The organism is Kitasatospora sp. NPDC004669, from assembly GCF_040609455.1.
GTDB lineage: Bacteria > Actinomycetota > Actinomycetes > Streptomycetales > Streptomycetaceae > Kitasatospora.
Genome location: NZ_JBEXKB010000048.1, coordinates 11,812 through 35,503 on the forward strand (window position 1 = coordinate 11,812; position 23,692 = coordinate 35,503).

Below are 23,692 nucleotides of genomic sequence, written 5' to 3' on the forward strand. Positions count from 1 at the left end.
ACCGACACCGTCGAGGCCGTGATCGGAGCCGTCTACCTGGACCGCGGTCTGGAGGCGGCCACCGAGTTCGTCCACCGGCTGTTCGACCCGCTGATCGAGGAGTCCTCTCAGCTGGGAGCCGGCCTGGACTGGAAGACCAGCCTCCAGGAGCTCACCGCCTCGGTGGGCATCGGGGTGCCCGAGTACGTGGTCATGGAGTCCGGCCCGGACCACGAGAAGACCTTCACCGCGGCGGCCCGGGTGGCCGGCGAGGACTTCGGCAGCGGCGTCGGCCGCTCGAAGAAGGAAGCCGAGCAGAAGGCCGCCGAGAGCGCCTGGCGCGCGATCAAGGAGAAGTACGCCGACCGGCTGCCCGCCGGCGCGTGACGTGGAAGTAGCCTTCACTCCTGCTGATCCCTTTTCCGCAGGAGGTCTGTTCCCGTGCCCGAACTTCCCGAGGTCGAGGTCGTCCGCCGTGGTCTGGCGAACTGGGTCGCCGGGCGGACCGTCGCCGACGTCCAGGTGCTGCACCCGCGCGCGGTGCGCCGCCAGCCGGCCGGTGCGGCCGACTTCACGGCGCGGCTGACCGGCACCACCCTCGGCACCGCCCAGCGGCGCGGCAAGTACCTCTGGCTGCCGCTGACCGGCACGGGTGCGGGTTTCTCGCTGATCGGCCACCTCGGGATGAGCGGCCAGCTGCTCGTCCAGGACCCGTCGACGCCGGACGAGGCCCATCTGCGGGTCCGGCTGCGCTTCACCGACGGCGGGCGCGAGCTGCGCTTCGTCGACCAGCGGACCTTCGGCGGCCTGGCGGTCGAGGAGGCCGAGGAGGGCGACCCGGAGGGCACACCGGTCTCCATCGCGCACATCGCCCGGGACCCGCTCGACCCGCGCTTCGACGACGAGGCCTTCACGGCCGCGCTGCGGGCCAAGCGCACCACGGTCAAGCGGGCGCTGCTGGACCAGACCCTGATCAGTGGTGTCGGCAACATCTACGCCGACGAGGCGCTGTGGCGTTCCAAGCTGCACTACGACCGCCCGACCGCGACGCTCACCCGCCCGCAGGCCGCCCTGCTGCTGGCCAACGCCCGGGACGTGATGACCGCGGCGCTCGCCGTCGGCGGCACCAGCTTCGACAGCCTGTACGTCAACGTGAACGGGGAGAGCGGCTACTTCTCCCGGGACCTCGACGCCTACGGCCGCGAGCAGGAGCCCTGCCGCCGCTGCGGCACCCCGATCCGGCGGGCCGCCTGGATGAACCGCTCAAGCTACTTCTGCCCCCGCTGCCAGCGCGTGCCGCGGACCCGCAGCGGGGACTGAGCCGCTACTGCCTGGCGAGTTCCGGCTGGTCGGCGGAGTCCTCGGCCGGGGCGCCGTGGGTGTCCTGGCCGAAGTAGGCGACGCCGACCGCGGAGACCACCGCGAGCAGGAAGCCGATCACGCCGAGCCAGCCCAGGCCGGCCTTGGAGGAGTCGCCGAGCCAGAGCACGCCGATCGCGCCGGGCAGCACCGTCTCGCCGACCACCAGTGCGGCCGTCGCGCCGTTCACCGAGCCGATCTGCAGCGCCACGGTGTGCACGTACATGCCGCCGAGGCCGCCGATCACGATCGCGTACAGCGCCGGGTCGGAGAGCAGCCGGCCGAGGTCGAACGGGTCGATGCCGTTGAGGATGCGCACGCCGATGCCCAGGGCGCCGAAGCCGAGGCCGGAGAGCAGACCGGCGACGATCGCGCCCTTGGAGCCCATCCGGCGCACCAGCAGGCCGCCGCCGACCAGCAGCACGGTGGTGATGATCAGCAGCCACCAGTGGAAGGACATCTCCGCGTGGTGGCCGCCCTCCGGGCCGGCCGAGACGGCCAGCAGCACCAGCGCCGAACAGAGCACGCCGATCGAGGCCCACTCCAGCTGCTTGAGCCGGAGGCCCAGCAGCCTGATGCTCAGCACCGCGGTGATCACCAGGTTGGCGCTGATGATGGTCTGGGAGAGGAACAGCGGCAGCAGCCGCGCGGCCAGCGCGCCCAGCCCGAAGCCGATCAGGTCGAGCACCGTGCCGGTGATGAACTCCCAGGTGACGGCGGCCTTCGCGGTGGAGGACAGGCTCGGTCCGCCGTGCTCGGTGGTCGCGGTGGTGGCGCCCTCGGCCTCCTCCTCCCGGGCGGAACGGCGGGATCCGACGGCTTGCAGGACCGAGCCGGTGCCGTAGCAGGCGGATGCCGCCACGGCCGTGACGAGGCCGATGATCACCGAGCGCTCCGATCGGGAGTTGGTTCAAGAACAGGTCATGGGACCAGCGGTCCGGGACCACTATGCCCGCTCGCGCGGTACGGTCGGCACGCCCCCTCGGGCCTTTGCGGACCGCCTCCGGACCGTCCCGGGCCCGCCGGGACGCACGTCCTGGCGCCTCGCGCGGTTCCCGCGTCCCACCCGTCTCAGGGGTGATTGGGGGAAATGTCATCCGCGAGAAGGGGAAGCGCCCCGGCGGACGGCGGGGAATCTTGTCATAACCAGTATGCGAAGGGTATGCCGTGCTCTGCCGCCGGTCACGGTAGCGTCGGGGGCATGAGAACCCTTGCACGACGTTCCCGGGGCGCCGGGCCACTTGCCCTGGTGGCGGCGCTGCTCGGGCTGCTGCTCCTGTTCGCGCCGGCGGCCTCCGCCGCCGGCGGGCTGAGCGACGCCGCGGCCACCCTGAAGAAGGGGCAGGTCTACGTCGCCCCGCAGATGCTGGACCGCTTCAGCCAGGCCCAGGCGGACGCCCTGACCAAGAAGATCGAGAAGGCCGACAAGCCGATCTTCATCGCTGTCGTCCCCGACGCCGCCAACAAGGACACCGTCCTGACGGACCTGCGCACCCTGGTGGGCATCGACGGCGTCTACGGCGTCTGGCGGGGCACCAGCGGCTTCATGGCCCGCTCCGACCGCGGCGCGATGGGCGTCGGCGTCGCGGACCGGATCGGGGGCGCCGTCACCCGCGCCGACAAGGGTGACATCAACGCCACCCTGAACGACTTCGTCGACCAGGCCGCCCCGCAGACCAAGGGCACCGGGGTCAACGACAGCACCTCGATCGCCTGGGTGGTCATCCCGGTCGTGCTGGTGGCGCTGGCCGGCGCCGGCGTCTTCTTCCTCTTCCGCCGCGCCAAGAAGCGCAAGGAGGAGCAGGCCCGGGCCGAGCTGGAGCAGCTGCGCCGCGTGGTGGACGAGGACATCACCGCCTTCGGCGTGGAGCTGGAGCGGCTCGACTTCGACCCGCGCGCGAGCGATGCCGACGACGCCCAGCGCACCGACTACAGCCACGCCCTGGACTCGTACGAGAAGTCCAAGCGGCTGATGGACGAGGCCAAGAAGCCCGAGGACGTCAAGCAGGTCACCGAGGCGATCGAGGACGGCCGGTTCCAGTTGGCCACCCTGGCGGCCCGGCGGGAGAAGCGCCCGCTGCCCGAGCGGCGCCCCCCGTGCTTCATGGACCCGCGCCACGGCCCGTCCGTCAAGGACGTCGACTGGGCCCCGGCCGGCGGCTCCGCCCGCAGCGTCCCGGTCTGCCAGGCCGACGCGGACCGGGTCGCGGCCGGCCTCGACCCGGCGGTGCGCACCGTCGACACCGAGTACGGCCCGCAGCCGTACTGGAACGCCGGCCCGGCGTACGCGCCCTATGCGGGCGGCTACTACAGCAGTTTCGGCGGCGGCCTGCTGCCCGGCCTGCTGATCGGCACCGCGCTCGGCTCGATGATGAGCACCCCGTCCTACGCGGCCGCGCCGATGATGGAGGGCGGCCACGGCGGCTACGGCGGCTACCAGGACCAGTACGAGGGCGGCGACTACACCGGCGCCGACTTCAACGCCGCGGACTTCAGCGGCAGCGACTGGAGCGGTGGCGGCGACTTCGGCGGCGGTGGCGACGACTGGTGATCCGCTGATCCGATCCTGACCCCACGGCCCCGCCGGTTCTTCCGGCGGGGCCGTTCGCCGTCCTCGGCCGGGGCCGAGTGACGCGGTTTGAGAAGCCAACCCGGTGTGGCACGCTGGCACCGTGACCTCCGACACCCCGCTCGCCCGCACCCTCGCCGCCGTTCCCGGCCGACCCTGCTCGATGGCGGCCGCGCTGCAGGTGGTGGGCGAGAAGTGGGCGCTGCTGGCGGTGCGAGAGCTGTTCTACGGCAACCACCGCTTCGACCGGATCGCCCGCAACACCGGCGCCCCGCGCGACCGGCTGACCGCGCGGCTGCGCGCCCTGGAGGAAGCCGGGGTGGTCGAGCGCCGCGCGTACAGCGAGCGGCCGCTCCGCTACGAGTACCACCTCACCGAGGCCGGCCGGGACCTCGCCCCGCTCGCACACGCGCTGCGCACCTGGGGCGACCGCTGGCTGGTGCCGGACTCCCCGGTGGCCTTCGCGCACGAGCCCGAGGGCCACGAGCCGCACCCCTTCGACCCGGCCTGGGTCTGCCGCACCTGCGGCCGGGAGGCCCGCCGCGGCGAGCTGCACGCCGAGGTGCGCACCCCGGGTTGGACGGTCGAGGGCCCCGTGGAGCTGTGACCGGCCGCGGCGAAGGTTAGGGTCGGGGGCATGCACGGTCGCGACGCCCACAGCGATGAACCGGTCCGGGTGACCGCCTGGGTCCGGGGGAAGGTCCAGGAGGTCGGCTTCCGCTGGTGGACCAGGGCGCGGGCGCTGGAGATCGGCCTGACCGGCTACACCGGCAACCTCGGCGACGGTCGGGTGCAGGTGGTGGCCGAGGGTCTGGCCGCCGACTGCGAGCAGTTGCTGGCCCTGCTGCGCGGCCCCGACACGCCCGGCGCGGTGAGCGGCGTGACCGAGATCTGGACCGCCGTCGGCGCAGGTTACGAGGGCTTCGAGATCCGCTGAGCCGCTGTTTTCCGGCCCGACACCGTCGTGTCCCGGAAATGATCGGCAACCGCCGGTGTCATACGGTTGCCATTCGGGCAGACTCGTGGTTGACTCCGCATCGAACGATGATCCACGAGCACGTGGTGGACCCGGGCCCGAGACCCCCAGGCGTGACGACACCGCCGGGCAGGTGACAGGGGCGCGGTAGCGTGCGGTGATCGTGTTGACCCGTACCGTCTTTGGTGAGACGCTTGAAGCCCGCGCACACGATCGCGTTTCCCGGCAGGCGCATGCCCTCGTGAGCCCAGCTCACGGTGGTTGTGTCGTAGTGCCCAGCCAGCACTTCCGGTGCGCGCCGCGCGTGCGTCCCCCTTCCCCTAGACCTGTACCGTTCCGGTTCGGTCACTCAGCGTGGAGGACCATTCATCATGGCAAAGGCGCTTCTCGGGTACGTCGGCGGCCCCGACCCGCGAATGCTCTCCGAGATGCGACGGCTTCAGCAGCGCGTCCAGGACCTTGAAGCCCAGCTCCTTCGGATGCAGGCTGAGAACGACGCTCTCACCGCTGTCGCTAGTGAGCACTCGCTGCTCAACAGCATTGATCTGGACCAGCGGGAGCCGGCTCTCACCTGAGCCCCGCCCCGGTCCTCACAGATCGACGCCGCTGTGCACTGAGCCGCCCCGAAAGGGACGCAGCTTTGCAAGGGACGCCCGGATGTGGCGTCCCTTCGTCGTGTCGGACTCCGGATACAGTCGGTCCCCGTCGTGAGTGATTGAGGAGACCGGCCGCGTGCATCTGAAGAGTCTGACGCTGCGCGGATTCAAGTCCTTCGCCTCCAGCACCACCCTGCGCTTCGAGCCGGGCATCACCTGCGTCGTCGGCCCGAACGGCTCCGGCAAGTCGAACGTGGTCGACGCGCTGTCCTGGGTGATGGGCGAGCAGGGGGCCAAGTCGCTGCGCGGCGGCAAGATGGAGGACGTCATCTTCGCCGGGACCAGCGGGCGCGCCCCGCTCGGCCGCGCCGAGGTCAGCCTCACCATCGACAACGGCGACGGCGCCCTGCCGATCGACTACTCCGAGGTGACGATCACCCGGACCATGTTCCGCAACGGCGGCAGCGAGTACGCCCTCAACGGCGAGACCTGCCGCCTGCTGGACATCCAGGAGCTGCTCTCCGACTCCGGCATCGGCCGCGAGATGCACGTCATCGTCGGGCAGGGCCAGCTCGACTCCGTGCTCCACGCGGACCCGATGGGCCGACGCGCCTTCATCGAGGAGGCGGCCGGCGTCCTCAAGCACCGCAAGCGCAAGGAGAAGGCGCTGCGGAAGCTGGACGCGATGCAGGCCAACCTCAACCGGGTCCAGGACCTGGTGGCCGAACTGCGCCGCCAGCTCGGACCGCTCGGTCGGCAGGCCAGGATCGCCCGCCGCGCCGCCGGCATCCAGGCCGACCTGCGCGACGCCCGGCTGCGGCTGCTCGCCGACGACCTGCTCACCCTGCGCCGGGCCGTCGAGGCCGAGGTCGCCGACGAACTGGCGCTGCGGCTGCGCCGGACCACCGTCGAACAGGAGCTGGCCCGCGCGGTGCAGCGCGAACGGGTCCTGGAGGCGCAGGTCCAGCAGCTCGGCCCGAGCCTGGAGACCGCCCGGCAGACCTGGTACCGGATCTCCGCGCTCGCCGAGCGCACCCGCGGCACGATCGGACTGGCCGAGGCCCGGGCCCGGCACGCCGCCGCCGGGGGACAGAGCGAGGAGCGGCGCGGCCGCGACCCCGAGGAGCTGGAGCGGGAGGCAGAGCGGGTCCGCGAGGAGGAGGCCGCCCTCGTCGAGGCGCTGGAGGAGGCCCAGTACGCGCTGGCCGAGGCGGTCGAGCGCAAGGGCGGGCTGGAACGTGGGCTGGCCGCCGAGGAGCGCCGGCTGCGGGACGCCGCCCGGGCCATCGCGGACCGCCGGGAAGGCCTCGCCCGACTGCAGGGGCAGGCCGCCGCCGCCCGCTCCAAGGCGACCTCGGCCGAGGCCGAGATCGGCCGGCTCACCGAAGCCCGGGACGAGGCGCTGCTGCGCGCCGAGGCCGCTCAGGGCGAACTGGACGAGCTCCAGCAGCAGGTGGACGGACTGACCGGGGACGACGAGCAGGCCGAGGCCGGGCACCGGGCGGCCCGGGAGCGGCTGGCCGCCGTGGAACGGGAGCTGGCCGCCGCCCGCGAGGCGGCCGGGGCCGCCGAGCGTGAACGGGCCGCACTCACCGCGCGGCACGAGGCGCTCTCACTCGGACTGCGCCGCAAGGACGGCACCGGTGCGCTGCTGGACGCGGGGGAGCGGCTGACCGGGCTGCTCGGCCCGGCGGCCGCGCTGCTGCGGATCGAGGCCGGGTACGAGGTGCCGGTCGCCGCGGCGCTCGGAGCGGCGGCCGACGCGGTGGTCGTGGACTCGCCGACCGCCGCAGCCGGGGCGTTGCGGCTGCTGCGCGAGCAGGACGCCGGGCGGGCCGCGCTGTTGATCGCCGGCGCTCCGGAAGTTCCGTATGCGGACGGGCGGTCGCCGGGCGGGAAGTTGCCGGAAGGGGCCCGGTGGGTGGCCGAACTGGTGGACGGCCCGGCCGAGTTGCTCGCCGCCGTCCGGGGCCTGCTGGCCGGGGTGGCGGTGGTCGCCGACCTTGACCGGGCGCTGCGACTGGTCGCCGACCGCCCCGGGCTGACCGCCGTCACCGCCGACGGGGACCGGCTGGGCGTCGGCCTCGCACAGGGCGGCTCCGGCGGCGCGCCGAGCCTGCTGGAGACCCAGGCGGCGGTGGACGAGGCGGGTCGGGCGATCGGGGAACTCACCCTGCGCTGCGCCGAGTCGGCCCAGCGGCTGACCGAACTCACCGAGCTGCGCCGGGAGTCGGCAGCCGAGGTGGAGCAACTCGCCGAGCTGCGGCGGCGGGCGGAGAAGGAGCGGGCTCAGACGGCCGGTGCGCTCGGCCGCCTCGGCGGGCAGGCCCGCGCCGCCGTCGGGGAGGCCGAGCGGCTGTCGGCCGCCGCCGCCCGGGCGGAACAGGGCCTGGCCGAACTGCTGCTCACCGCCGAGGAACTGGCCGAACGACTGGCCGTGGCCGAGGAGTCGGCGGACGCGGGGGAGGACGAGCCGGACCCCGCCGAGCAGCAGCGGCTGGCCGAGGCCGCCTCGGCCGCCCGGCAGGCCGAGCTGGAGGCCCGGCTCGCCGTGCGCACCCACGAGGAGCGGGTCCGCGCCCTGGCCGGCCGGGCCGACCAGCTGGACCGCGCGGCCCGCGCCGAGCGGGAGGCGCGCGCCCGGGCCGCCGAACGCCGTCGGCGCGCCGAGCACGACGCCGGGGTGGCGAAGGCCGTCGCGGCGGGCGCCCGGCAGTTGCTGGCCTGCCTGGAGGTGTCGCTGGCCCGCGCCGACGCCGGGCGCGCGGCGGTCGAACAGGCGCGCGCCGAGCGCGAGAACGAACTGCGCGAACATCGCGAGCACGGCCGGGGCCTCAAGGAGGAGCTGGACAAGCTGGTCGACGCCGGGCACCGGGACGAGGTGCTGCGGGCCGAGAAGCGGCTGCGGATCGAGCAGCTGGAGGCCCGGGCGCTGGAGGAGTTCGGCATCGACGGGGGCGAGCTGCTCGCCTCGTACGGGCCGGACCAGCCCGTCCCGCCGTCGTCCGCGGCGTCAGCCGTTGATGTCACAGCCGAGGAGGGCAAGGAGCCGGGGGAGCCGTACCCGTACGTCCGGGCCGAGCAGGAGAAGCGGTTGAGGACCGCCGAGAAGGCCTACCAGCAGCTCGGCAAGGTCAACCCGCTGGCGTTGGAGGAGTTCGCCGCGCTGGAGGAGCGCCACCAGTTCCTTGGCGAGCAGCTGGACGACCTCAAACGCAGCCGGCGCGACCTGCTGGACATCGTCCGCGACGTGGACCAGCGGGTCGAGCAGCTGTTCACCTCGGCGTACCACGACACCGCCGCCCAGTTCGAGGGCGTCTTCGCCCGGCTCTTCCCGGGCGGCGAGGGGCGGCTCGTCCTGACCGACCCGGACAACATGCTCACCACCGGGGTCGAGGTGGAGGCCCGCCCGCCGGGCAAGAAGGTCAAGCGGCTGTCGCTGCTGTCCGGCGGCGAGCGCTCGCTGACCGCGGTGGCGCTGCTGGTGGCGATCTTCAAGGCCCGGCCCAGTCCGTTCTACGTGATGGACGAGGTGGAGGCGGCGCTGGACGAGACCAACCTGCGTCGGCTGATCGGGATCATGGAGGAGCTGCGGGAGAGCTCCCAGCTGATCGTGATCACCCACCAGAAGCTGACCATGGAGTCCGCCGACGCCCTGTACGGCGTGACCATGAAGGGTGACGGGATCTCCCAGGTGATCAGCCAGCGGCTGCGGGAGGAGCACCGCGAGCGGAAGCCCCGCGGTGCCGTCCCGGAGCCGACGGGTTGAGACCCGCCAGCCGATGTCGGGCACATGCCCACCTGCGACCCCCGATCACGGATACTGGGGGCGTTGTGACTCCTCCCCCTCAGGTGTGAGGGGGCTTCTCACTCAGTCGTCTGACGACCTTGTGACGGCCAAGCCCTGACCGGTGCCGGACGGGACAGCGGCCATAAGGGAGGCGGCAGCGCTTCGTGCGTCGAAAGCCGAAGGATCATTCTGTCGTGGGAACAAGCGAAGGAAACTGATGTGGAATACGTGATCCTTGCCGTAGTCATCGCCGTGATCGCCATTTGCGCGATCGCGGGCCTCGTCGTTTCCGGCAGACGACGCCAGCAGCTGCCCCCGAAGTCGCAGGCGCCGGTCATCACGGCGCCGAAGACCACCCCGCAGGAGCCCCAGGTCGGCGAGGAGGCCGCGCCGCCGACCGAGGAGCCCCGCCGCACCGTCGAGGAGGTGGAACTCCCGGCGGTCCCCGAGGCCCCCGAGGCCCCCTCGGTTCCTGAGGCCCCCGAGGTCCCCGAGACCGTCGAGGCCGCCGAGGCCGAGGCGGTGCCCGCCGTCGAGGTCCCCGAGCCCACCGCCGGCCGGCTGGTCCGGCTGCGCTCCCGGCTCTCCCGCTCGCAGAACTCGATCGGCAAGGGCCTGCTCTCGCTGCTCTCCCGCGAGCACCTGGACGAGGACACCTGGGAGGAGATCGAGGACACCCTGCTCACCGCCGACGTCGGCGTCGCGCCGACCCAGGAGCTGGTCGAGCGGCTGCGCACCCGGGTGAAGGTGCTCGGCACCCGGACGCCCGAGGAACTGCGCGCACTGCTGCGCGAGGAGCTGGTCGAGCTGATCGGCCAGGACGCCGACCGCACCGTCCACTCCGTCAAGCACGAGGAGGGCCCGGCCGTGGTCCTGGTCGTCGGCGTCAACGGCGTCGGCAAGACCACCACCACCGGCAAGCTGGCCCGCGTCCTGGTCGCCGACGGTCGCAGGGTGGTGCTCGGCGCCGCCGACACCTTCCGTGCCGCCGCCGCCGACCAGCTGCAGACCTGGGGCGAGCGGGTCGGTGCGCGCACCGTGCGCGGCCCGGAGGGCGGGGACCCGGCCTCGATCGCCTTCGACGCGGTCAAGGAGGGGATCGCCGAGGGCGTGGACACCGTGCTGATCGACACCGCCGGCCGACTGCACACCAAGACCGGCCTGATGGACGAGCTGGGCAAGGTCAAGCGGGTCGTCGAGAAGCACGGCCCGGTGGACGAGGTGCTGCTGGTGCTGGACGCCACCACCGGCCAGAACGGCCTGATCCAGGCCCGGGTGTTCGCCGAGGTGGTGGACATCACCGGCATCGTGCTGACCAAGCTGGACGGCACCGCCAAGGGCGGCATCGTGGTCGCGGTGCAGCGCGACCTGGGCGTGCCGGTCAAGCTGATCGGTCTGGGCGAGGGCGCGGACGACCTGGCGCCGTTCGAGCCGGGTGCGTTCGTGGACGCGCTGATCGGGGACTGACCGGGGCTCCCCGTCGGATGAAGGGTCCGCTCCTCCGGGAGCGGGCCCTTTCGCGTGCCCGGGCTCCCGCCCCGAGCCGAAGGGGCGCGCCGGTGCAGAAAGCGAGGAGCGACAAGCGAGCGACGAGCGCCGGAGCGACGACCGTCGGCACCGGGTCAGAGCGCTCCGGAGGCGAGCGGGCGAGTCACGAGGCGATCCAGGCGGGCTCGGCGGTGCGCTCGCGGCTGCGGTGGCAGGCATAGGCGAGGGTGCCGAGCAGCAGCCGGGCCTCGGGCGGGCAGCCGGCGTTGTCACGGGTGGGGCGGCGCAGCCAGCGGACCGGGCCTAGCCCGCCGAGGACGGTGGGCGGGGCGGCGACGTAGCCGCCCTCGCCGTGGCAGGCCAGGTCGAGCGCGGCGTCGTCCCAGCCCATCCGGTACAGCAGGTCGGGCAGTCGGCGGGCGGTGCCGGCGGCGACCAGGAACTGCAACCGGCCGGTGGGCGGGGCGAGCACCGGGCCGACCTGGGTGCCCATCCGCTCCAGCCGGACCAGCGCCTGCAGGCCGGCCTGCTCGGGGACGTCCAGGACGTCGAAGGCGCGGCCGGTGGGGAACAGCACGGAGCCCTCGGCGCCGGCGGAGCGGGCCCGCCTCTCGGTGCCCGGCACGGGGTGCAGGCCGGGCGCGGCGCAGCGGTGGGCGCCGCAGGGACAGCGGGTCGGGGCGGTGGCGGAGCCGGCCGGGTCGCCGGTGGCGACCGCCCAGCCCCAGCGGCCGGTGTACTCCGCGGCGGCCTGGGACGCGGTGACCTTGGTGCGGCGGCGCGCGCCCAGCGGTGCCAGCCGCAGGTGCCCCAGTCGAAGTTCGCCGAACAGGTTGTCCATGCCTCCCCCAACAGGTTCTCGTTGCCGATGGTTACGGGATGGTGACTGTGTGTTGATTGTCCGTTGCGTGGTGCGTTGTGCGGTGGCGGCGCGCGGCGCTTGGCGCGCGCCTGTTGCGGTGGTGCGCCTCGGGCGCCGCCTTGTGGGGGCGGCGTCGATGCCGGATCGTCGTGTGCGTGAGGCTGTTGCCGTCCCGAGTGGGTGGCGAGCTCGCCTGTGACTGCGGTGGATTGCGGGGTCTGCCGGGTCTTCCGGGGTTGGCCGGGGGACTTGGCGGCTCGCATATGCCGCACCGTCGGGACTATCCAGTGAAGCGCGTGCCCCTTGACTTCGGTTCACTCCTGGGGGTGGCGAAAGGTGGCGTTTCGCCAGAGCCGCTCCCACGGGTACCTCGCGGGGCACTACGTTCGGCACACGGACGTCGTCGAGGAGCCTGCTCCGGGCCGTAGGGGAACGGGAGTTGGGGATCTGACGAACCGTCCGGAGCGATGGCACACCAGTACGACGAGGCGGTACCGCAACACCTCAGGCGCGGCACGTCTGGCAAGAGCCCGCAACCGTCGGGCGGTCACGATCGGGGGCCCCTCAGGGGCCGGGCGGGATGGGGACGTTCCCATGGCAGAGAAGCAACCCAATGAGAAGCTGACCACGTGGTTCGCCCGCAGTGGCTGGTCCAAGGGGGAGTTGGCCCGCCAGGTCAACCGCCGGGCCCGGCAGATCGGCGCCCACCACGTGTCCACCGACACCTCCCGGGTGCGCCGCTGGCTCGACGGAGAGCAGCCCCGCGAGCCGATCCCGAAGATCATGTCGGAGCTGTTCTCGGAGCGCTTCGGCTCGGTGGTCTCGATCGAGGACCTCGGCCTGCGCGCCGCGATCCCGGTCTCCACCGTGGGTGGCGGCGTGGACCTGCCGTGGAGCGCCCCGCAGACCGTCCAGCTGATCAGCGAGTACTCCCGCAGTGACCTGATGCTCAACCGCCGGGGCTTCCTCGGCACCTCGCTCGCCCTGACCGCCGGCGCCGCGCTGATCGAGCCGATGCAGCGCTGGCTCGCCCCCGGCCCGGGCGGCATGCCCACCCCGATCCTGACCGCGGCCAACGGCGGCGAGGCGTTCACCGGCCGGCTCTCCGAGCCCGAGCTGGAACTGTTGGAGCAGACCACGGTCATGTTCCGCCAGTGGGACGCCCAGAACGGCGGCGGGCTGCGCCGCAAGGCCGTGGTCGGCCAGCTCCACGAGGTCACCGACCTGCTCCAGGAGACGTACACCGAGGACACCACCAAGCGGCTGTTCCGGCTCACCGCCGAGCTCGCCCACCTGGCCGGCTGGATGTCCTACGACGTCGGGATGCACCCGAGCGCGCAGAAGTACTACGTGCTGGCCCTGCACGCGGCCAAGGAAGCCGGTGACCGCCCGTTCGGCGCGCTGATCCTCACCGACATGAGCCGCCAGATGATCCACCTCAACCGGGGCGAGGACGCCCTGGAGCTGATCCACCTGGCGCAGTACGGCAGCCGGGACACCGCCACCCCGCGCCAGCAGTCCCTGCTGTACGCGATGGAGGCGCGCGCCTACGCCACCATCGGCGAGGTGAACCGCTGTGCCCGGGCGATCCGGCTGGCCGAGGACACCTTCACCGACATCCGCGAGGGGGACGGGGATCCGGACTGGCTGAAGTTCTTCTCGCCGGCCGAGCTGAACGCCGAGAACGCCCACTCCTACCGCGACCTCGCGTACCACTCGGACAACGCCCAGCTGTACGCCTCGCTGTCGGCGCCGGTGATGGAGCGCGCCGTCGACCTGTTCCGCCAGGACGAGGACCATGTGCGCTCGTACGCCTTCAACCTGGTCGGCATGGCCAGCGTGCACCTGCTGCAGAGGGAGGCCGAGGAGGCGGTGGCGTACGCCGAGCAGGCGGTGGACATCGCCACCAAGGTGCGCTCGGAGCGGCTGAACTCCAGGGTGCGCAAGACCACGGAGGCCGCGGCCGCCCGGTTCAAGGGCGTGGACGCGGTGAGCCGGCTCAAGGAGCGGGTGGTTCAGGACATCCCGGAGTACGTCTCGGTGGTCTGAACGCCCCCACGCAGAGGACTCCACCGACCGTGACGGCCGCCGCCGCCACGGTCGGTGGCATTTCCCCCCGAAGAGCGGTGCCGGTGCCGGTGCCGGTGATGGCGTGCGGCGGCACGGTACGCCATCCGGCCCTGCGGCATGGCCGCGGTTCACGTGCCCGTAACCCGCGCGTCGCACGCGTCACGGCCGCGAAACAACGGACCGCACTGGCCGAAACCAGCCTTCGGCACTCTCCTCTTCATCGCCGCCACCCCGGGTGGCACGGGACAGGTACCCGGGGGTGGAGCGGCTTTCACGCAGAGGAGACGCCGATGCCGGACGGCTTCAGCGCGGGCGACACCGCCTTCGTGCTCATCAGTGCGGCCCTGGTCATGGTGATGACCCCGGGCCTGGCCTTCTTCTACGGGGGCATGGTCAGGGCCAAGAGCACACTGAACATGCTGGCGATGAGTTTTCTCTCGCTCGGCATCGTCAGCGTGCTCTGGGTCCTCTACGGGTACTCGCTCAGCTTCGGGCCCGACTCCTTCGCCGGACTCATCGGCAACCTGGACTTCCTCGGGATGCGCGGCATCGGGCTGAACGAGCTGACCGGGTCCATCCCGGTGACCGCGTTCGCGGTCTTCCAGCTGATGTTCGCGATCATCACCCCGGCGCTGATCAGCGGTGCCATCGCGGACCGGGCCAAGTTCGCCGCCTGGGGCCTGTTCATCGCCCTCTGGGTGACGATCGTCTACTTCCCGGTCGCGCACTGGGTGTTCTTCTTCGACAACGGCAACGGCGGCTGGCTCGGCGACAGAAACGGCGTGATCGACTTCGCCGGCGGGACGGCCGTGCACATCAACGCCGGTGTCGCGGGCCTCGCGCTCTGCCTGGTGCTGGGCAAGCGGGTCGGCTTCAAGAAGGACCCGATGCGCCCGCACAGCCTGCCGCTGGTGATGCTCGGCTCCGGGCTGCTGTGGTTCGGCTGGTTCGGCTTCAACGCGGGCTCGGCGCTGGCCGCCAACGGCGTCGCCGCGATGGCGGTGGTCAACACCCAGGTCGCCACCGGCGCGGCGCTGGTCGGCTGGCTGATCTACGAGAAGCTCAAGCACGGCGCGTTCACCACGCTGGGTGCCGCCTCCGGCGCGGTGGCCGGTCTGGTGGCGATCACCCCGGCCTGCGGCTCGGTCAGCCCGCTCGGAGCGGTGGCGATCGGCCTGATCGCGGGCGCGGTCTGCGCCGCCGCCGTCTCGCTGAAGTACCGCTGGGGCTTCGACGACTCGCTCGACGTGGTGGGCGTGCACGCGGTGGGCGGGGCGATCGGCTCGCTGCTGATCGGCCTGTTCGCCACCGGCGGGGTCGGCCAGACCGCCAAGGGCCTGTTCTACGGCGGCGGGCTGGGCCAGCTCGGCAAGCAGGCGATGGGCGTGGCGGTGGTCGCGGCGTACTCGTTCGTGCTGTCCTGGCTGCTGGCGAAGGCGGTCGACAAGCTGGTCGGCTTCCGGGTCGCCGAGGAGGTCGAGGTGGCCGGCATCGACCAGGCCGAACACGCCGAGTCCGCCTACGATTTCAGCGCCGTGGGCGCGGGCCTGGCCCGAGCCCTGCCGGGCCTGGGCGGCGTGGCCTCCGCGCCGGTCGCCGGGTCCGCCGAGAAGCCCGTCGAGAAGCCCGCCGAGAAGACCGAGGTCGACGCCTGATGAAGCTCATCACCGCCGTGATCAAGCCGTACCGCCTGGACGAGGTGAAGGCCGCCCTGCAGGCCTTCGGGGTCCACGGCCTGACCGTCACCGAGGCCAGCGGCTACGGCCGCCAGCGCGGCCACACCGAGGTCTACCGGGGCGCCGAGTACACCGTGGACCTGGTGCCGAAGATCCGGATCGAGGTCCTGGTCGAGGACGAGGACGCCGACGACCTGATCGACGTCCTGGTGAAGGCCGCCCGGACCGGGAAGATCGGCGACGGCAAGGTGTGGAGCGTCCCGGTCGACACCGCCGTCCGGGTCCGCACCGGCGAACGCGGGCCGGACGCCCTGTGAGGCCCTGACCGATCGGCGGGCCCGCGCCCCCTCCCCACGGGGGGCGCGGGCCCGCCGACGGCGTATCGGCGCCCGGCCGGGCCGCAGGCCGTACGGCGCCCCGATCGGCCGCTCGGCGGCCCACCTGACGGACGGGACCCACGCGCATGACCACCGAGACCAGCCCCTCCGACCCCTCCGACCACGCCGCCGCCAGGGCCGAGCTGCTCGACCGGCCCGGTCTGACCGGCCGCCCCCGCCGCGCCGCGCTCGCCCGGCTCACGGACGACTGGCTGGCCGGGCTGCTCACCGCCGCCGATGCCCCCGCCTCCGGTGTCGCGCTGGTCGCCGTCGGCGGCTACGGACGCGGCGAACTGTCCCCGCGGAGCGACCTGGACGTGCTGCTGCTGCACGACGGCCCGATCGCCCGTGAGCTGCCCGAACGGATCTGGTACCCGGTCTGGGACGCGGGGGCCGATCTCGACCACTCGGTGCGCACCGTCGCCGAGGCCCGCTCCGTCGCCGCCGCCGACCTCAAGGCCCAGCTCGGCCTGCTGGACGCCCGCCACCTCGCCGGGGACGCGGCGCTCACCGCCGCGCTGCGCTCCGCGGTGCTCACCGACTGGCGCGCCGGTGCCGCCGCGCGCCTGCCCGAGCTGCGCGAGCTGGGCCGGGAGCGGGCCGAGCGGCACGGCGAGCTGTCCTTCCTGCTGGAGCCCGACCTCAAGGAGGCCCGCGGCGGGCTGCGCGACCTCGTCGCGCTGGACGCGATCGCCGCCACCTGGCTCGCCGACGCGCCCCGGGACGGCCTGGACGCGGCCGCGCTGCGGCTGGCCGACGTCCGCGACGCGCTGCACCTGGCCACCGGTCGGTCCACCGAGCGGCTCAGCCTCCAAGACCAGGACCAGGTCGCCGAGCGGCTCGGCGTGCTGGACGCGGACACCCTGCTGCGCCAGGTCTACGAGGCCGCCCGGACCATCGCCTACGCGAGCGACGTCACCTGGCGGGCGGTGGACCGGATACTGGCCGCCCGGTCCGGCCGGGGCCGCCGGGTGGGTCGGCTGGCCATCCCGTTCACCGGCACCGGCCGCGGCACCGGCGCGGTGGCCCGGGGCGTGGTCGAGCGCCGCCCGCTCGCCGAGGGCGTGGTCGAGCAGGACGGCGAGGCGGTGCTCGCCCAGGCCGCCCGCCCGGCCGCCGACCCGGTGCTGCCGCTGCGCGCCGCGGCTGCCGCCGCGCAGAACGGGCTGACCGTCTCGTACGCGACGGTGCGCCGACTGGCCACCGAGTGCCGACCGCTGCCGGTGCCCTGGCCGGACGAGGCGCGCGAGCAGCTGGTCACCCTGCTCGGCGCGGGGGAGGCGGCCGTCCCGGTGTGGGAGGCGCTGGAGGCGGAGGGGCTGGTCACCCGGCTGCTGCCGGACTGGGAGCGGGTGCGCTGCCGTCCGCAGCGCAACGCGGTGCACCGCTGGACGGTGGACCGGCACCTGGTCGAGACGGCCGTGCGGGCCGCCGCGATGACCCGCCGGGTGGCCCGGCCGGACCTGCTGCTGGTCGCCGCGCTGCTGCACGACATCGGCAAGGGCTGGCCCGGCGACCACAGCGAGGCCGGCGAGGTGATCGTCCGCGACCTGGCCGTCCGGATGGGCTTCGGCGCCGAGGACGTCGAGACCCTGGCGGTGCTGGTCCGCCACCACCTGACCCTGGTCGACACCGCGACCCGGCGAGACCCGGACGACCCGGCCACCGTGGAGGCGATCACCAAGGTCATCGGTACCCCGGTGGAGCTGGAGCTGCTGCACGCGCTCACCGAGGCGGACGCGCTGGCCACCGGCCCGGCCGCGTGGAGCAGCTGGCGGGCCTCGCTGGTGGACGGCCTGGTGGCCCGGGCCGCCGCCCAGCTGGCCGGGGCCGGCGGGGCACCCGCGGAGGGGGCGCCCTCCGCGGAGCAGGAGCGGCTCGCGGTCGAGGCCGCCCGCACCGGCGCTCCCGCGCTGTCGCTGCTGGCCCAGGCCGAGGGGTCGGACCCGGGCACCGAGCCGATGGGCGTCGAGCTGACCCTGGCCGTCCCGGACCGGCCCGGGCTGCTCGGCACGGTCGCCGGGGTGCTGGCGCTGCACCGGCTGACCGTCCGCTCGGCAGGGCTGCGCGAGCTGGACCCGATCGGCGCGGGCCCGGTGCTGCTGCTGTCCTGGCGGGTGGCCGCCGAGTTCGGCGAGCTGCCGGAGGCCGCCCGGCTGCGCGCCGATCTGCGCCGGGCCCTGGACGGCTCGCTGGACGTCTCCCGCCGCCTCGCCGAGCGGGACGCCGCCGCCCCGCGCCGCAAGGGCATCGCCACCCCGCCGCCGGTGGTCGTGGTGGCCCCCGCGGTGGCCTCGGCGACCGCGACCGTGCTGGAGGTCCGCGCGCACGACGCCCCCGGGCTGCTGCACCGGATCGGCCGGGCGCTGGACGGGGCGGGGGTGCGGGTGCGCACCGCGCACGTCTCCACGCTGGGCGCGGAGGCCGTGGACTCGTTCTACCTGACCGACGCGGAGGGCCGTCCGCTCACCGCCGAGCGGGCCGGTGAGGTGGCGGCGGCGGCCCGGGCGGCGCTGGGCTGAGAGCCCGCCCGGGCAGGGGTCCCGACAGGGGTTTCGACAGGGATTCCGACAGGGGTTCCCACAGGGGTGGAGACCGTACCCGGGGTGGCCGGATACCCTGGGGGACGACGACCGTACCGATACCGATGCCGCAGAGGACCCGCGCCGACGTGTTCGACACCCTTTCCGATCGCCTCGCAGCGACGTTCAAGAACCTCCGGGGCAAGGGCCGCCTGAGCGAGGCGGACATCGACGCCACCGCCCGCGAGATCCGCATCGCGCTGCTGGAGGCGGATGTCGCGCTGCCGGTCGTCCGGGCCTTCATCAAGCAGGTCAAGGAGCGGGCGCTCGGTGTCGAGGTCTCCGGTGCGCTGAACCCGGCGCAGCAGATCATCAAGATCGTCAACGAGGAGCTCATCGCGATCCTCGGCGGCGAGACCCGTCGCGTGCGGTTCGCCAAGAGCGGCCCGACGGTCATCATGCTCGCCGGTCTGCAGGGTGCCGGTAAGACCACCCTCGCGGGCAAGCTCGGCCACTGGCTCAAGAAGCAGAAGCACACCCCGCTGCTGGTCGCCTGTGACCTCCAGCGCCCCAACGCCGTCAACCAGCTCCAGGTGGTCGCCGAGCGGGCCGGTGTGGCCTTCTACGGCCCGCAGCCGGGCAACGGTGTCGGCGACCCGGTGAAGGTCGCCGAGGACTCGATCGAGTACGCCAAGCAGAAGCAGTACGACGTCGTCATCGTCGACACCGCCGGCCGCCTGGGCATCGACGCCGAGCTGATGCAGCAGGCCGCCGACATCCGCGCCGCGGTGAACCCGGACGAGGTCCTGTTCGTCGTCGACGCGATGATCGGTCAGGACGCGGTCACCACCGCGCAGGCCTTCCTCGACGGCGTCGACTTCACCGGTGTCGTGCTCTCCAAGCTCGACGGCGACGCCCGTGGCGGTGCCGCGCTGTCGGTCGCGCACGTCACCGGCCGGCAGATCATGTTCGCCTCGAACGGTGAGAAGGTCGACGACTTCGACGCCTTCCACCCGGACCGGATGGCTTCGCGCATCCTCGGCATGGGTGACGTCCTCTCGCTGATCGAGAAGGCCGAGCAGACCTTCTCGCAGGCCGAGGCCGAGAAGATCGCCGCCAAGCTGCGCGGCGGCCCGAAGCAGTTCACCCTGGACGACTTCCTGTCACAGCTGGAGCAGGTCCAGAAGATGGGCTCGATCTCCAAGCTGCTCGGCATGCTGCCCGGCATGGGTCAGATCCGCGAGCAGATCAACAACATCGACGACAAGGACGTCAACCGGGTCGGCGCGATCATCAAGTCGATGACCCCGACCGAGCGCGCCGAGCCGGAGCTGATCAACGGCTCCCGCCGGGCCCGTATCGCCAAGGGCGCGGGTGTCCAGGTCGGCGAGGTGAAGAACCTGGTCGAGCGGTTCTTCGACGCCCGCAAGATGATGTCCGCGATGGCCTCCGGCAAGGGCATGCCCGGCATGCCGGGGATCCCGGGGATGGGCGGCGGCGCGAAGAAGTCCGCCAAGAAGGCCCCGCAGGCCAAGGGCAAGCGCAAGAGCGGCAACCCGCTGAAGCGCGCGCAGGAGGAGGCTGCGGCCGCCGAGCGCCGCGCCCTCGGCGCGGGCGGCGCCCAGGGCCCGGCCGACGGCGGCGCGTTCGGCCTCGGCGCGGGCAAGGGCCCGGCCGACTTCGAGCTGCCCAAGGAGTTCAAGGACATGCTGTAGGCCCCGGCCCGGCTCCGTCCCCGATCGGCCCGTCGTCCCGCATTTCCGGGGCGGCGGGCCGCTCGCATGTCCGATGATGTTGGCGTGCGAGTGATGATCAGGGCCCCGAGGGCCGACGACGAGGTTGTGTACGCCGAGGCGGTCCGACGGTCCGCCGAGCACATCGGGCGGTGGAATCCGGTCGAGCCGGACGGTCTGCCGGAGCTGCTGGAGCGCCAGGGGGCCGGGCTGCGCACCTTCCTGATCTTCGACCGGGACACCGGCGGGCTGGTCGGCAAGGTGAACGTCGCCAACATCGTGATGGGCCGGTTCTGCAACGGCGCGCTGGGCTACGACTCGTACCTGCCGTTCGCCGGCACCGGGCGGATGACCGAGGGCCTGCGGCTGGTCCTGGAGCGCTGCTTCGCCCCGCAGTCGGTCGGCGGGCTCGGCCTGCACCGGCTGGAGATCAACGTACAGCCGGAGAACGAGCGTTCGATCGCGATGGCCAAGCGGCTGGGCTTCCGGCACGAGGGCTTCACGCCGCGGATGCTGTTCCTGCAGGGGGACTGGCGCGACCACGAGCGTTTCGCGCTGACCGCCGAGGAATGGCCGGGCAGCATGGCATAACCGCTGGTGGGGGCCGTGGCGCGGCCTGTGGGAGCGGTGGGGCGCGGCGTTGCGGTTGGCTCGTCCGAGCGCCTGTCCGTATTGTCCGGTGGGTGACCGAACCCGTGCCGCCGCGCCAAACCCCCGACCAGCCCTGGCGGTCCGAGGGCGCCCCGCCCCCGCCGCCACCCCGCCGCCGGATGCCCGGCGGCTGGCCGGGCCTCATCCTCACCGCACTCGTGGTGTTCCTGATCTCCGACCTGCTGCTGTCGTTCTTCGGCAACGAGGGCACCACCACGATCTCCTACACCGAGTTCAACAACCAGCTGAACAAGGGCAACATCACCAAGATCTACTCCAAGGGCGACGCGATCGAGGGCACCCTCAAGACCGCCCAGCCCAAGCCGGACAGCGGCAAGGGCGACTACACCGAGTTCGACACCCAGCGCCCCTCCTTCGCGGGCGACAACCTGTGGGCCACCCTGCAGCAGCAGGGCGTCGAGGTCACCGCCACCTCACCGGTGCAGCAGCGCAGCTTCCTCACCAACCTGCTGCTCTCGCTCGCCCCGATGCTGCTGCTGATCTTCATCTGGGTGCTGCTCGCCCGCCGGATGGCCGGCGGTCTCGGTGCCGGGCCGCTCGGCCGCAAGGCCCCGCCCAAGCCGGTCACCGCCGAGCAGGGCAAGCGGACCACCTTCGCCGACGTGGCCGGCATCGACGAGGTGGAGGCCGAACTCACCGAGGTGGTCGACTACTTGAAGAACCCCGACCAGTACCGCAGGCTCGGCGCCAAGATGCCGCGCGGCGTACTGCTCAGCGGCCCGCCCGGAACCGGCAAGACCCTGCTGGCGCGGGCCGTGGCCGGCGAGGCCGACGTGCCGTTCTTCTCCGCCTCCGCCTCCGAGTTCATCGAGATGATCGTCGGCGTCGGCGCCAGCCGGGTGCGCGAACTGTTCGCCGAGGCCCGCAAGGTCGCCCCGGCGATCATCTTCATCGACGAGATCGACACCATCGGCCGTCAGCGCGGCGCCGGCGGCGGCATGGGCGGGCACGACGAGCGCGAGCAGACGCTCAACCAGATCCTCACCGAGATGGACGGCTTCTCCGGCTCCGAGGGCGTCATCGTGATCGCCGCGACCAACCGGGCGGACGTGCTCGACCCGGCGCTGCTGCGCCCCGGCCGCTTCGACCGGCGGATCACCGTCAGCCCGCCCGACCGGGAGGGCCGCGCCGCGATCCTGGCCATCCACACCCGGACCGTCCCGCTGGCCGGCAGCGCCGACCTCAACCAGCTGGCCAAGGTCACCCCCGGGATGACCGGCGCCGAACTCGCCAACCTGGTCAACGAGGCGGCTCTGCTGGCCGTCAAGCGCAAGCAGGACGCGGTCAACGAGCGGGACCTCTCGGACGCCCTGGAGAAGGTCCAACTCGGCGCCGTGCGGCCGCTGGTGATGCCCCAGGAGGAGCGTGAGCGGACGGCCTACCACGAGAGCGGGCACGCGCTGCTGGGTATGCTCCAGCCCGGCGCGGACCCGGTGCGCAAGATCACCATCGTGCCGCGCGGCCGCGCCCTCGGCGTCACCCTCTCCACCCCGGAGAACGACCGCTACTCGTACACCGAGCCCTACCTGCGCGGCCGGATCATCGGCGCGCTGGGCGGGATGGCGGCCGAGCAGGTGGTGTACGGGGTGATCACCACCGGCGCGGAGAGCGACCTGGAGCAGGTCACCAACATCGCGCGCGGGATGGCCGGGCGCTGGGGGATGAGCGAGCGGGTCGGGCGGCTCACCGCGGTGCCCGCGGACGCGCAGGGCGCGTACGGGCTCTCGGCCGCGCCCACCACGCTGGACGCGGTGGACGAGGAGGCGCGGCGGATCGTCGCCGAGTGCTACGAGGACGCGGTGCGGCTGCTGACCGAGCAGCGGCACCGGCTGGAGGCGCTGGCGGCGGCGCTGCTGGAGGCGGAGACGCTGGACGAGGAGGAGGCGTACCGGGCGGCGGAGGTGCCGCGGAAGGCCTCGGAGGAGGACGGCGGGTCGGCCTCGGGCGGCGGCCCGGGTTCGTCCTCGACTTCGGGTTCGTCCTCGACTTCGGGCTCGGACGGCGACGGCGGGTCGGACGGGAAGCCGCGCGACCGGGCGTGAAGTCGCTGACCGGGGGCGCTCGCCGTGATGGCGGGCGCCCCCGGTTTCTTTCGTCCGGTTCCTTTCGTCCGGCTTCTGTCTCCGCTCGGTTCCGCTTCCGCTCGTTCCTGCTCGCGGTCGTCAGATGACCCGCTTGACTCGCTACCGGCCCGCTACCGGGGCCGTTCGGCGACCAGGTAGCGGAAGACGTTCTCCATCCGGACCGTGCCGTCCGGGCGCAGGTACGGCTGCATTGCCTCCTCCAGCTCCTTGGCCACCAGGGAGGCGCCGGAGAACTCCTCGGCCGCCTCGAACAGCCCGGTGGAGAGCAGGCCGCGGACCGCGCTGTCGAGGTCCGGGTAGGCGAACGGGCAGCTCACCCGGCCGCTGCCGGCCGGGCGCAGGCCGGCCGGGGCGAGCAGGTCCTCCAGCGCGCCGGGCGCGCTCAGCTCGAACGGGTCGCGCGCGGTGGTCCGGCCCGCCATCCGGCGTGCCACGTCCAGTACCGGGGCGCTCTGGCAGCGCTCCGGCGGGCCCCAGGCGGCGAGCACCACGTGCCCGCCGGGGAGGGTGAGCCGGGCCGCCTCGGCGACCACCGGGCCAGGCGCGGTGGCGCCGGGCAACTGCTCGAAAACGGTCACCAGCGAATGGGCCGAGCGGGGGACGGCGGCGGTCGGCCGGGACCCGGCGCACACCCGCAGCCGGCGGTCGCGGGCCAGTTCGCGCAGCTCGTCCCGCGGCTCCTGTCCGGCGACCTGGGCGCCCCGTCCGGCCGCGAGCAGCAGGGCCAGTCCGGACCGGCAGCCCAGTCCCAGCACGCTGCTCGCCGGGCCGACCTCCAGGCGGTCGTACACCGCCTCGTAGAGCGGTACCAGCATGCGTTCCTGGATCTCCGCCCAGTCGCGCGCCCGCGCGGGCGCGGCGGCTCCGGGCTGCGGGTGGTGCGGTCGTGCGCCCGCTGGTCGTACGGTTGTGCCGGTCGTCCGAGCTGAAGCCATCGCG

General features: G+C 73.2%; 18 protein-coding genes. 15 read left to right on the forward strand and 3 right to left on the reverse strand.

The features are described 5' to 3' along the window. Together ABZW30_RS31745 and mutM are read left to right on the forward strand one after the other, a co-directional pair. On the forward strand, nt 1-366 hold a 366-nt coding region (locus tag ABZW30_RS31745), incomplete at its 5' end, for a putative dsRNA-binding protein (protein WP_355674673.1). A gap of 54 nt (nt 367-420) precedes the next feature. After that, nucleotides 421-1,299, forward strand: coding sequence for a bifunctional DNA-formamidopyrimidine glycosylase/DNA-(apurinic or apyrimidinic site) lyase (gene mutM, locus ABZW30_RS31750; protein WP_355674674.1), 879 nt, complete (start codon nt 421-423; stop codon nt 1,297-1,299). Between the two features lie 4 nt (nt 1,300-1,303). Here the strand turns inward: mutM and ABZW30_RS31755 are convergent, their stop codons facing one another. Beyond that, on the reverse strand, nt 1,304-2,224 hold the full coding sequence (locus ABZW30_RS31755) for a hypothetical protein (protein ID WP_355674675.1): 921 nt from the start codon (nt 2,222-2,224) through the stop codon (nt 1,304-1,306). A gap of 315 nt (nt 2,225-2,539) precedes the next feature. Here ABZW30_RS31755 and ABZW30_RS31760 point away from each other — a divergent pair, with 315 nt between their 5' ends. The 6 genes from ABZW30_RS31760 (at nt 2,540) to ftsY (ending at nt 10,736) form a co-directional block, all read left to right on the forward strand. Next, nucleotides 2,540-3,889, forward strand: coding sequence for a hypothetical protein (locus ABZW30_RS31760; RefSeq protein WP_355674676.1), 1,350 nt, complete (start codon nt 2,540-2,542; stop codon nt 3,887-3,889). Nucleotides 3,890-4,010: 121 nt separating this feature from the next. Continuing rightward, nucleotides 4,011-4,514: a helix-turn-helix domain-containing protein gene (locus ABZW30_RS31765; RefSeq protein WP_355674677.1), complete on the forward strand. Its 504-nt coding sequence runs from the start codon at nt 4,011-4,013 to the stop codon at nt 4,512-4,514. Between the two features lie 30 nt (nt 4,515-4,544). After that, complete coding sequence (locus ABZW30_RS31770; protein WP_355674678.1) at nt 4,545-4,844, forward strand: acylphosphatase; 300 nt, start codon at nt 4,545-4,547, stop codon at nt 4,842-4,844. 410 nt (nt 4,845-5,254) lie between these two features. Beyond that, the gene (locus ABZW30_RS31775) at nt 5,255-5,458 is read left to right on the forward strand and encodes a hypothetical protein (protein WP_355674679.1); all 204 of its coding nucleotides are present in this window, start codon (nt 5,255-5,257) and stop codon (nt 5,456-5,458) included. 157 nt (nt 5,459-5,615) lie between these two features. Then, nucleotides 5,616-9,248, forward strand: coding sequence for a chromosome segregation protein SMC (gene smc / locus ABZW30_RS31780; protein WP_355674680.1), 3,633 nt, complete (start codon nt 5,616-5,618; stop codon nt 9,246-9,248). Nucleotides 9,249-9,488: 240 nt separating this feature from the next. After that, on the forward strand, nt 9,489-10,736 hold the full coding sequence (ftsY, locus tag ABZW30_RS31785) for a signal recognition particle-docking protein FtsY (protein WP_355674681.1): 1,248 nt from the start codon (nt 9,489-9,491) through the stop codon (nt 10,734-10,736). 184 nt (nt 10,737-10,920) lie between these two features. Here ftsY and ABZW30_RS31790 read toward each other — a convergent pair whose 3' ends face one another. Continuing rightward, complete coding sequence (locus tag ABZW30_RS31790; RefSeq protein ID WP_355674682.1) at nt 10,921-11,598, reverse strand: bifunctional DNA primase/polymerase; 678 nt, start codon at nt 11,596-11,598, stop codon at nt 10,921-10,923. 615 nt (nt 11,599-12,213) lie between these two features. Between ABZW30_RS31790 and ABZW30_RS31795 the strand changes: the two genes are divergently transcribed. From ABZW30_RS31795 to ftsH, 7 genes are all read left to right on the forward strand, one after another. Beyond that, nucleotides 12,214-13,668, forward strand: a complete 1,455-nt coding sequence (locus tag ABZW30_RS31795) for a hypothetical protein (RefSeq protein WP_355674683.1) — start codon at nt 12,214-12,216, stop codon at nt 13,666-13,668. Nucleotides 13,669-13,979: 311 nt separating this feature from the next. Continuing rightward, nucleotides 13,980-15,344 (forward strand): ammonium transporter, encoded by a 1,365-nt coding sequence (locus ABZW30_RS31800; RefSeq protein WP_355674684.1) that lies wholly within the window; start codon nt 13,980-13,982, stop codon nt 15,342-15,344. Beyond that, nucleotides 15,344-15,682, forward strand: a complete 339-nt coding sequence (locus ABZW30_RS31805; protein ID WP_350515293.1) for a P-II family nitrogen regulator — start codon at nt 15,344-15,346, stop codon at nt 15,680-15,682. Before ABZW30_RS31800 ends, ABZW30_RS31805 begins: the two co-directional genes overlap by 1 nt. A gap of 146 nt (nt 15,683-15,828) precedes the next feature. Then, a complete protein-coding gene (locus tag ABZW30_RS31810) occupies nt 15,829-18,264 on the forward strand; it encodes a [protein-PII] uridylyltransferase (RefSeq protein ID WP_355674685.1) in 2,436 nt (811 codons plus the stop codon). Nucleotides 18,265-18,413: 149 nt separating this feature from the next. Continuing rightward, nucleotides 18,414-19,979, forward strand: a complete 1,566-nt coding sequence (gene ffh / locus ABZW30_RS31815; RefSeq protein WP_355674708.1) for a signal recognition particle protein — start codon at nt 18,414-18,416, stop codon at nt 19,977-19,979. A 93-nt stretch (nt 19,980-20,072) separates the two neighbouring features. After that, nucleotides 20,073-20,588 carry a GNAT family protein gene (locus tag ABZW30_RS31820; protein ID WP_355674709.1) on the forward strand — a complete coding sequence of 172 codons (516 nt, stop codon included), beginning with the start codon at nt 20,073-20,075 and terminating at the stop codon, nt 20,586-20,588. A gap of 92 nt (nt 20,589-20,680) precedes the next feature. Further along, on the forward strand, nt 20,681-22,711 hold the full coding sequence (gene ftsH, locus ABZW30_RS31825) for an ATP-dependent zinc metalloprotease FtsH (protein WP_355674686.1): 2,031 nt from the start codon (nt 20,681-20,683) through the stop codon (nt 22,709-22,711). A gap of 152 nt (nt 22,712-22,863) precedes the next feature. On the opposite strand, the gene ABZW30_RS31830 is transcribed toward ftsH, so the two are convergent. Continuing rightward, nucleotides 22,864-23,568, reverse strand: a complete 705-nt coding sequence (locus ABZW30_RS31830) for an SAM-dependent methyltransferase (protein WP_355674687.1) — start codon at nt 23,566-23,568, stop codon at nt 22,864-22,866. Nucleotides 23,569-23,692 lie beyond the last annotated feature (124 nt).

Excerpts from the sequence above, each read along its gene's own strand:
- ABZW30_RS31790 (WP_355674682.1), bottom strand. The coding sequence starts at position 11,598 with ATGGACAACCTGTTCGGCGAACTTCGACTGGGGCACCTGCGGCTGGCA.
- ABZW30_RS31810 (WP_355674685.1), top strand. The coding sequence starts at position 15,829 with ATGACCACCGAGACCAGCCCCTCCGACCCCTCCGACCACGCCGCCGCC.
- ABZW30_RS31760 (WP_355674676.1), top strand. The coding sequence starts at position 2,540 with ATGAGAACCCTTGCACGACGTTCCCGGGGCGCCGGGCCACTTGCCCTG.
- ABZW30_RS31805 (WP_350515293.1), top strand. The coding sequence starts at position 15,344 with ATGAAGCTCATCACCGCCGTGATCAAGCCGTACCGCCTGGACGAGGTG.
- ABZW30_RS31795 (WP_355674683.1), top strand. The coding sequence starts at position 12,214 with ATGGCAGAGAAGCAACCCAATGAGAAGCTGACCACGTGGTTCGCCCGC.
- ABZW30_RS31800 (WP_355674684.1), top strand. The coding sequence starts at position 13,980 with ATGCCGGACGGCTTCAGCGCGGGCGACACCGCCTTCGTGCTCATCAGT.
- ABZW30_RS31775 (WP_355674679.1), top strand. The coding sequence starts at position 5,255 with ATGGCAAAGGCGCTTCTCGGGTACGTCGGCGGCCCCGACCCGCGAATG.
- ABZW30_RS31820 (WP_355674709.1), top strand. The coding sequence starts at position 20,073 with ATGATCAGGGCCCCGAGGGCCGACGACGAGGTTGTGTACGCCGAGGCG.
- ABZW30_RS31770 (WP_355674678.1), top strand. The coding sequence starts at position 4,545 with ATGCACGGTCGCGACGCCCACAGCGATGAACCGGTCCGGGTGACCGCC.
- ABZW30_RS31830 (WP_355674687.1), bottom strand. The coding sequence starts at position 23,568 with ATGCTGGTACCGCTCTACGAGGCGGTGTACGACCGCCTGGAGGTCGGC.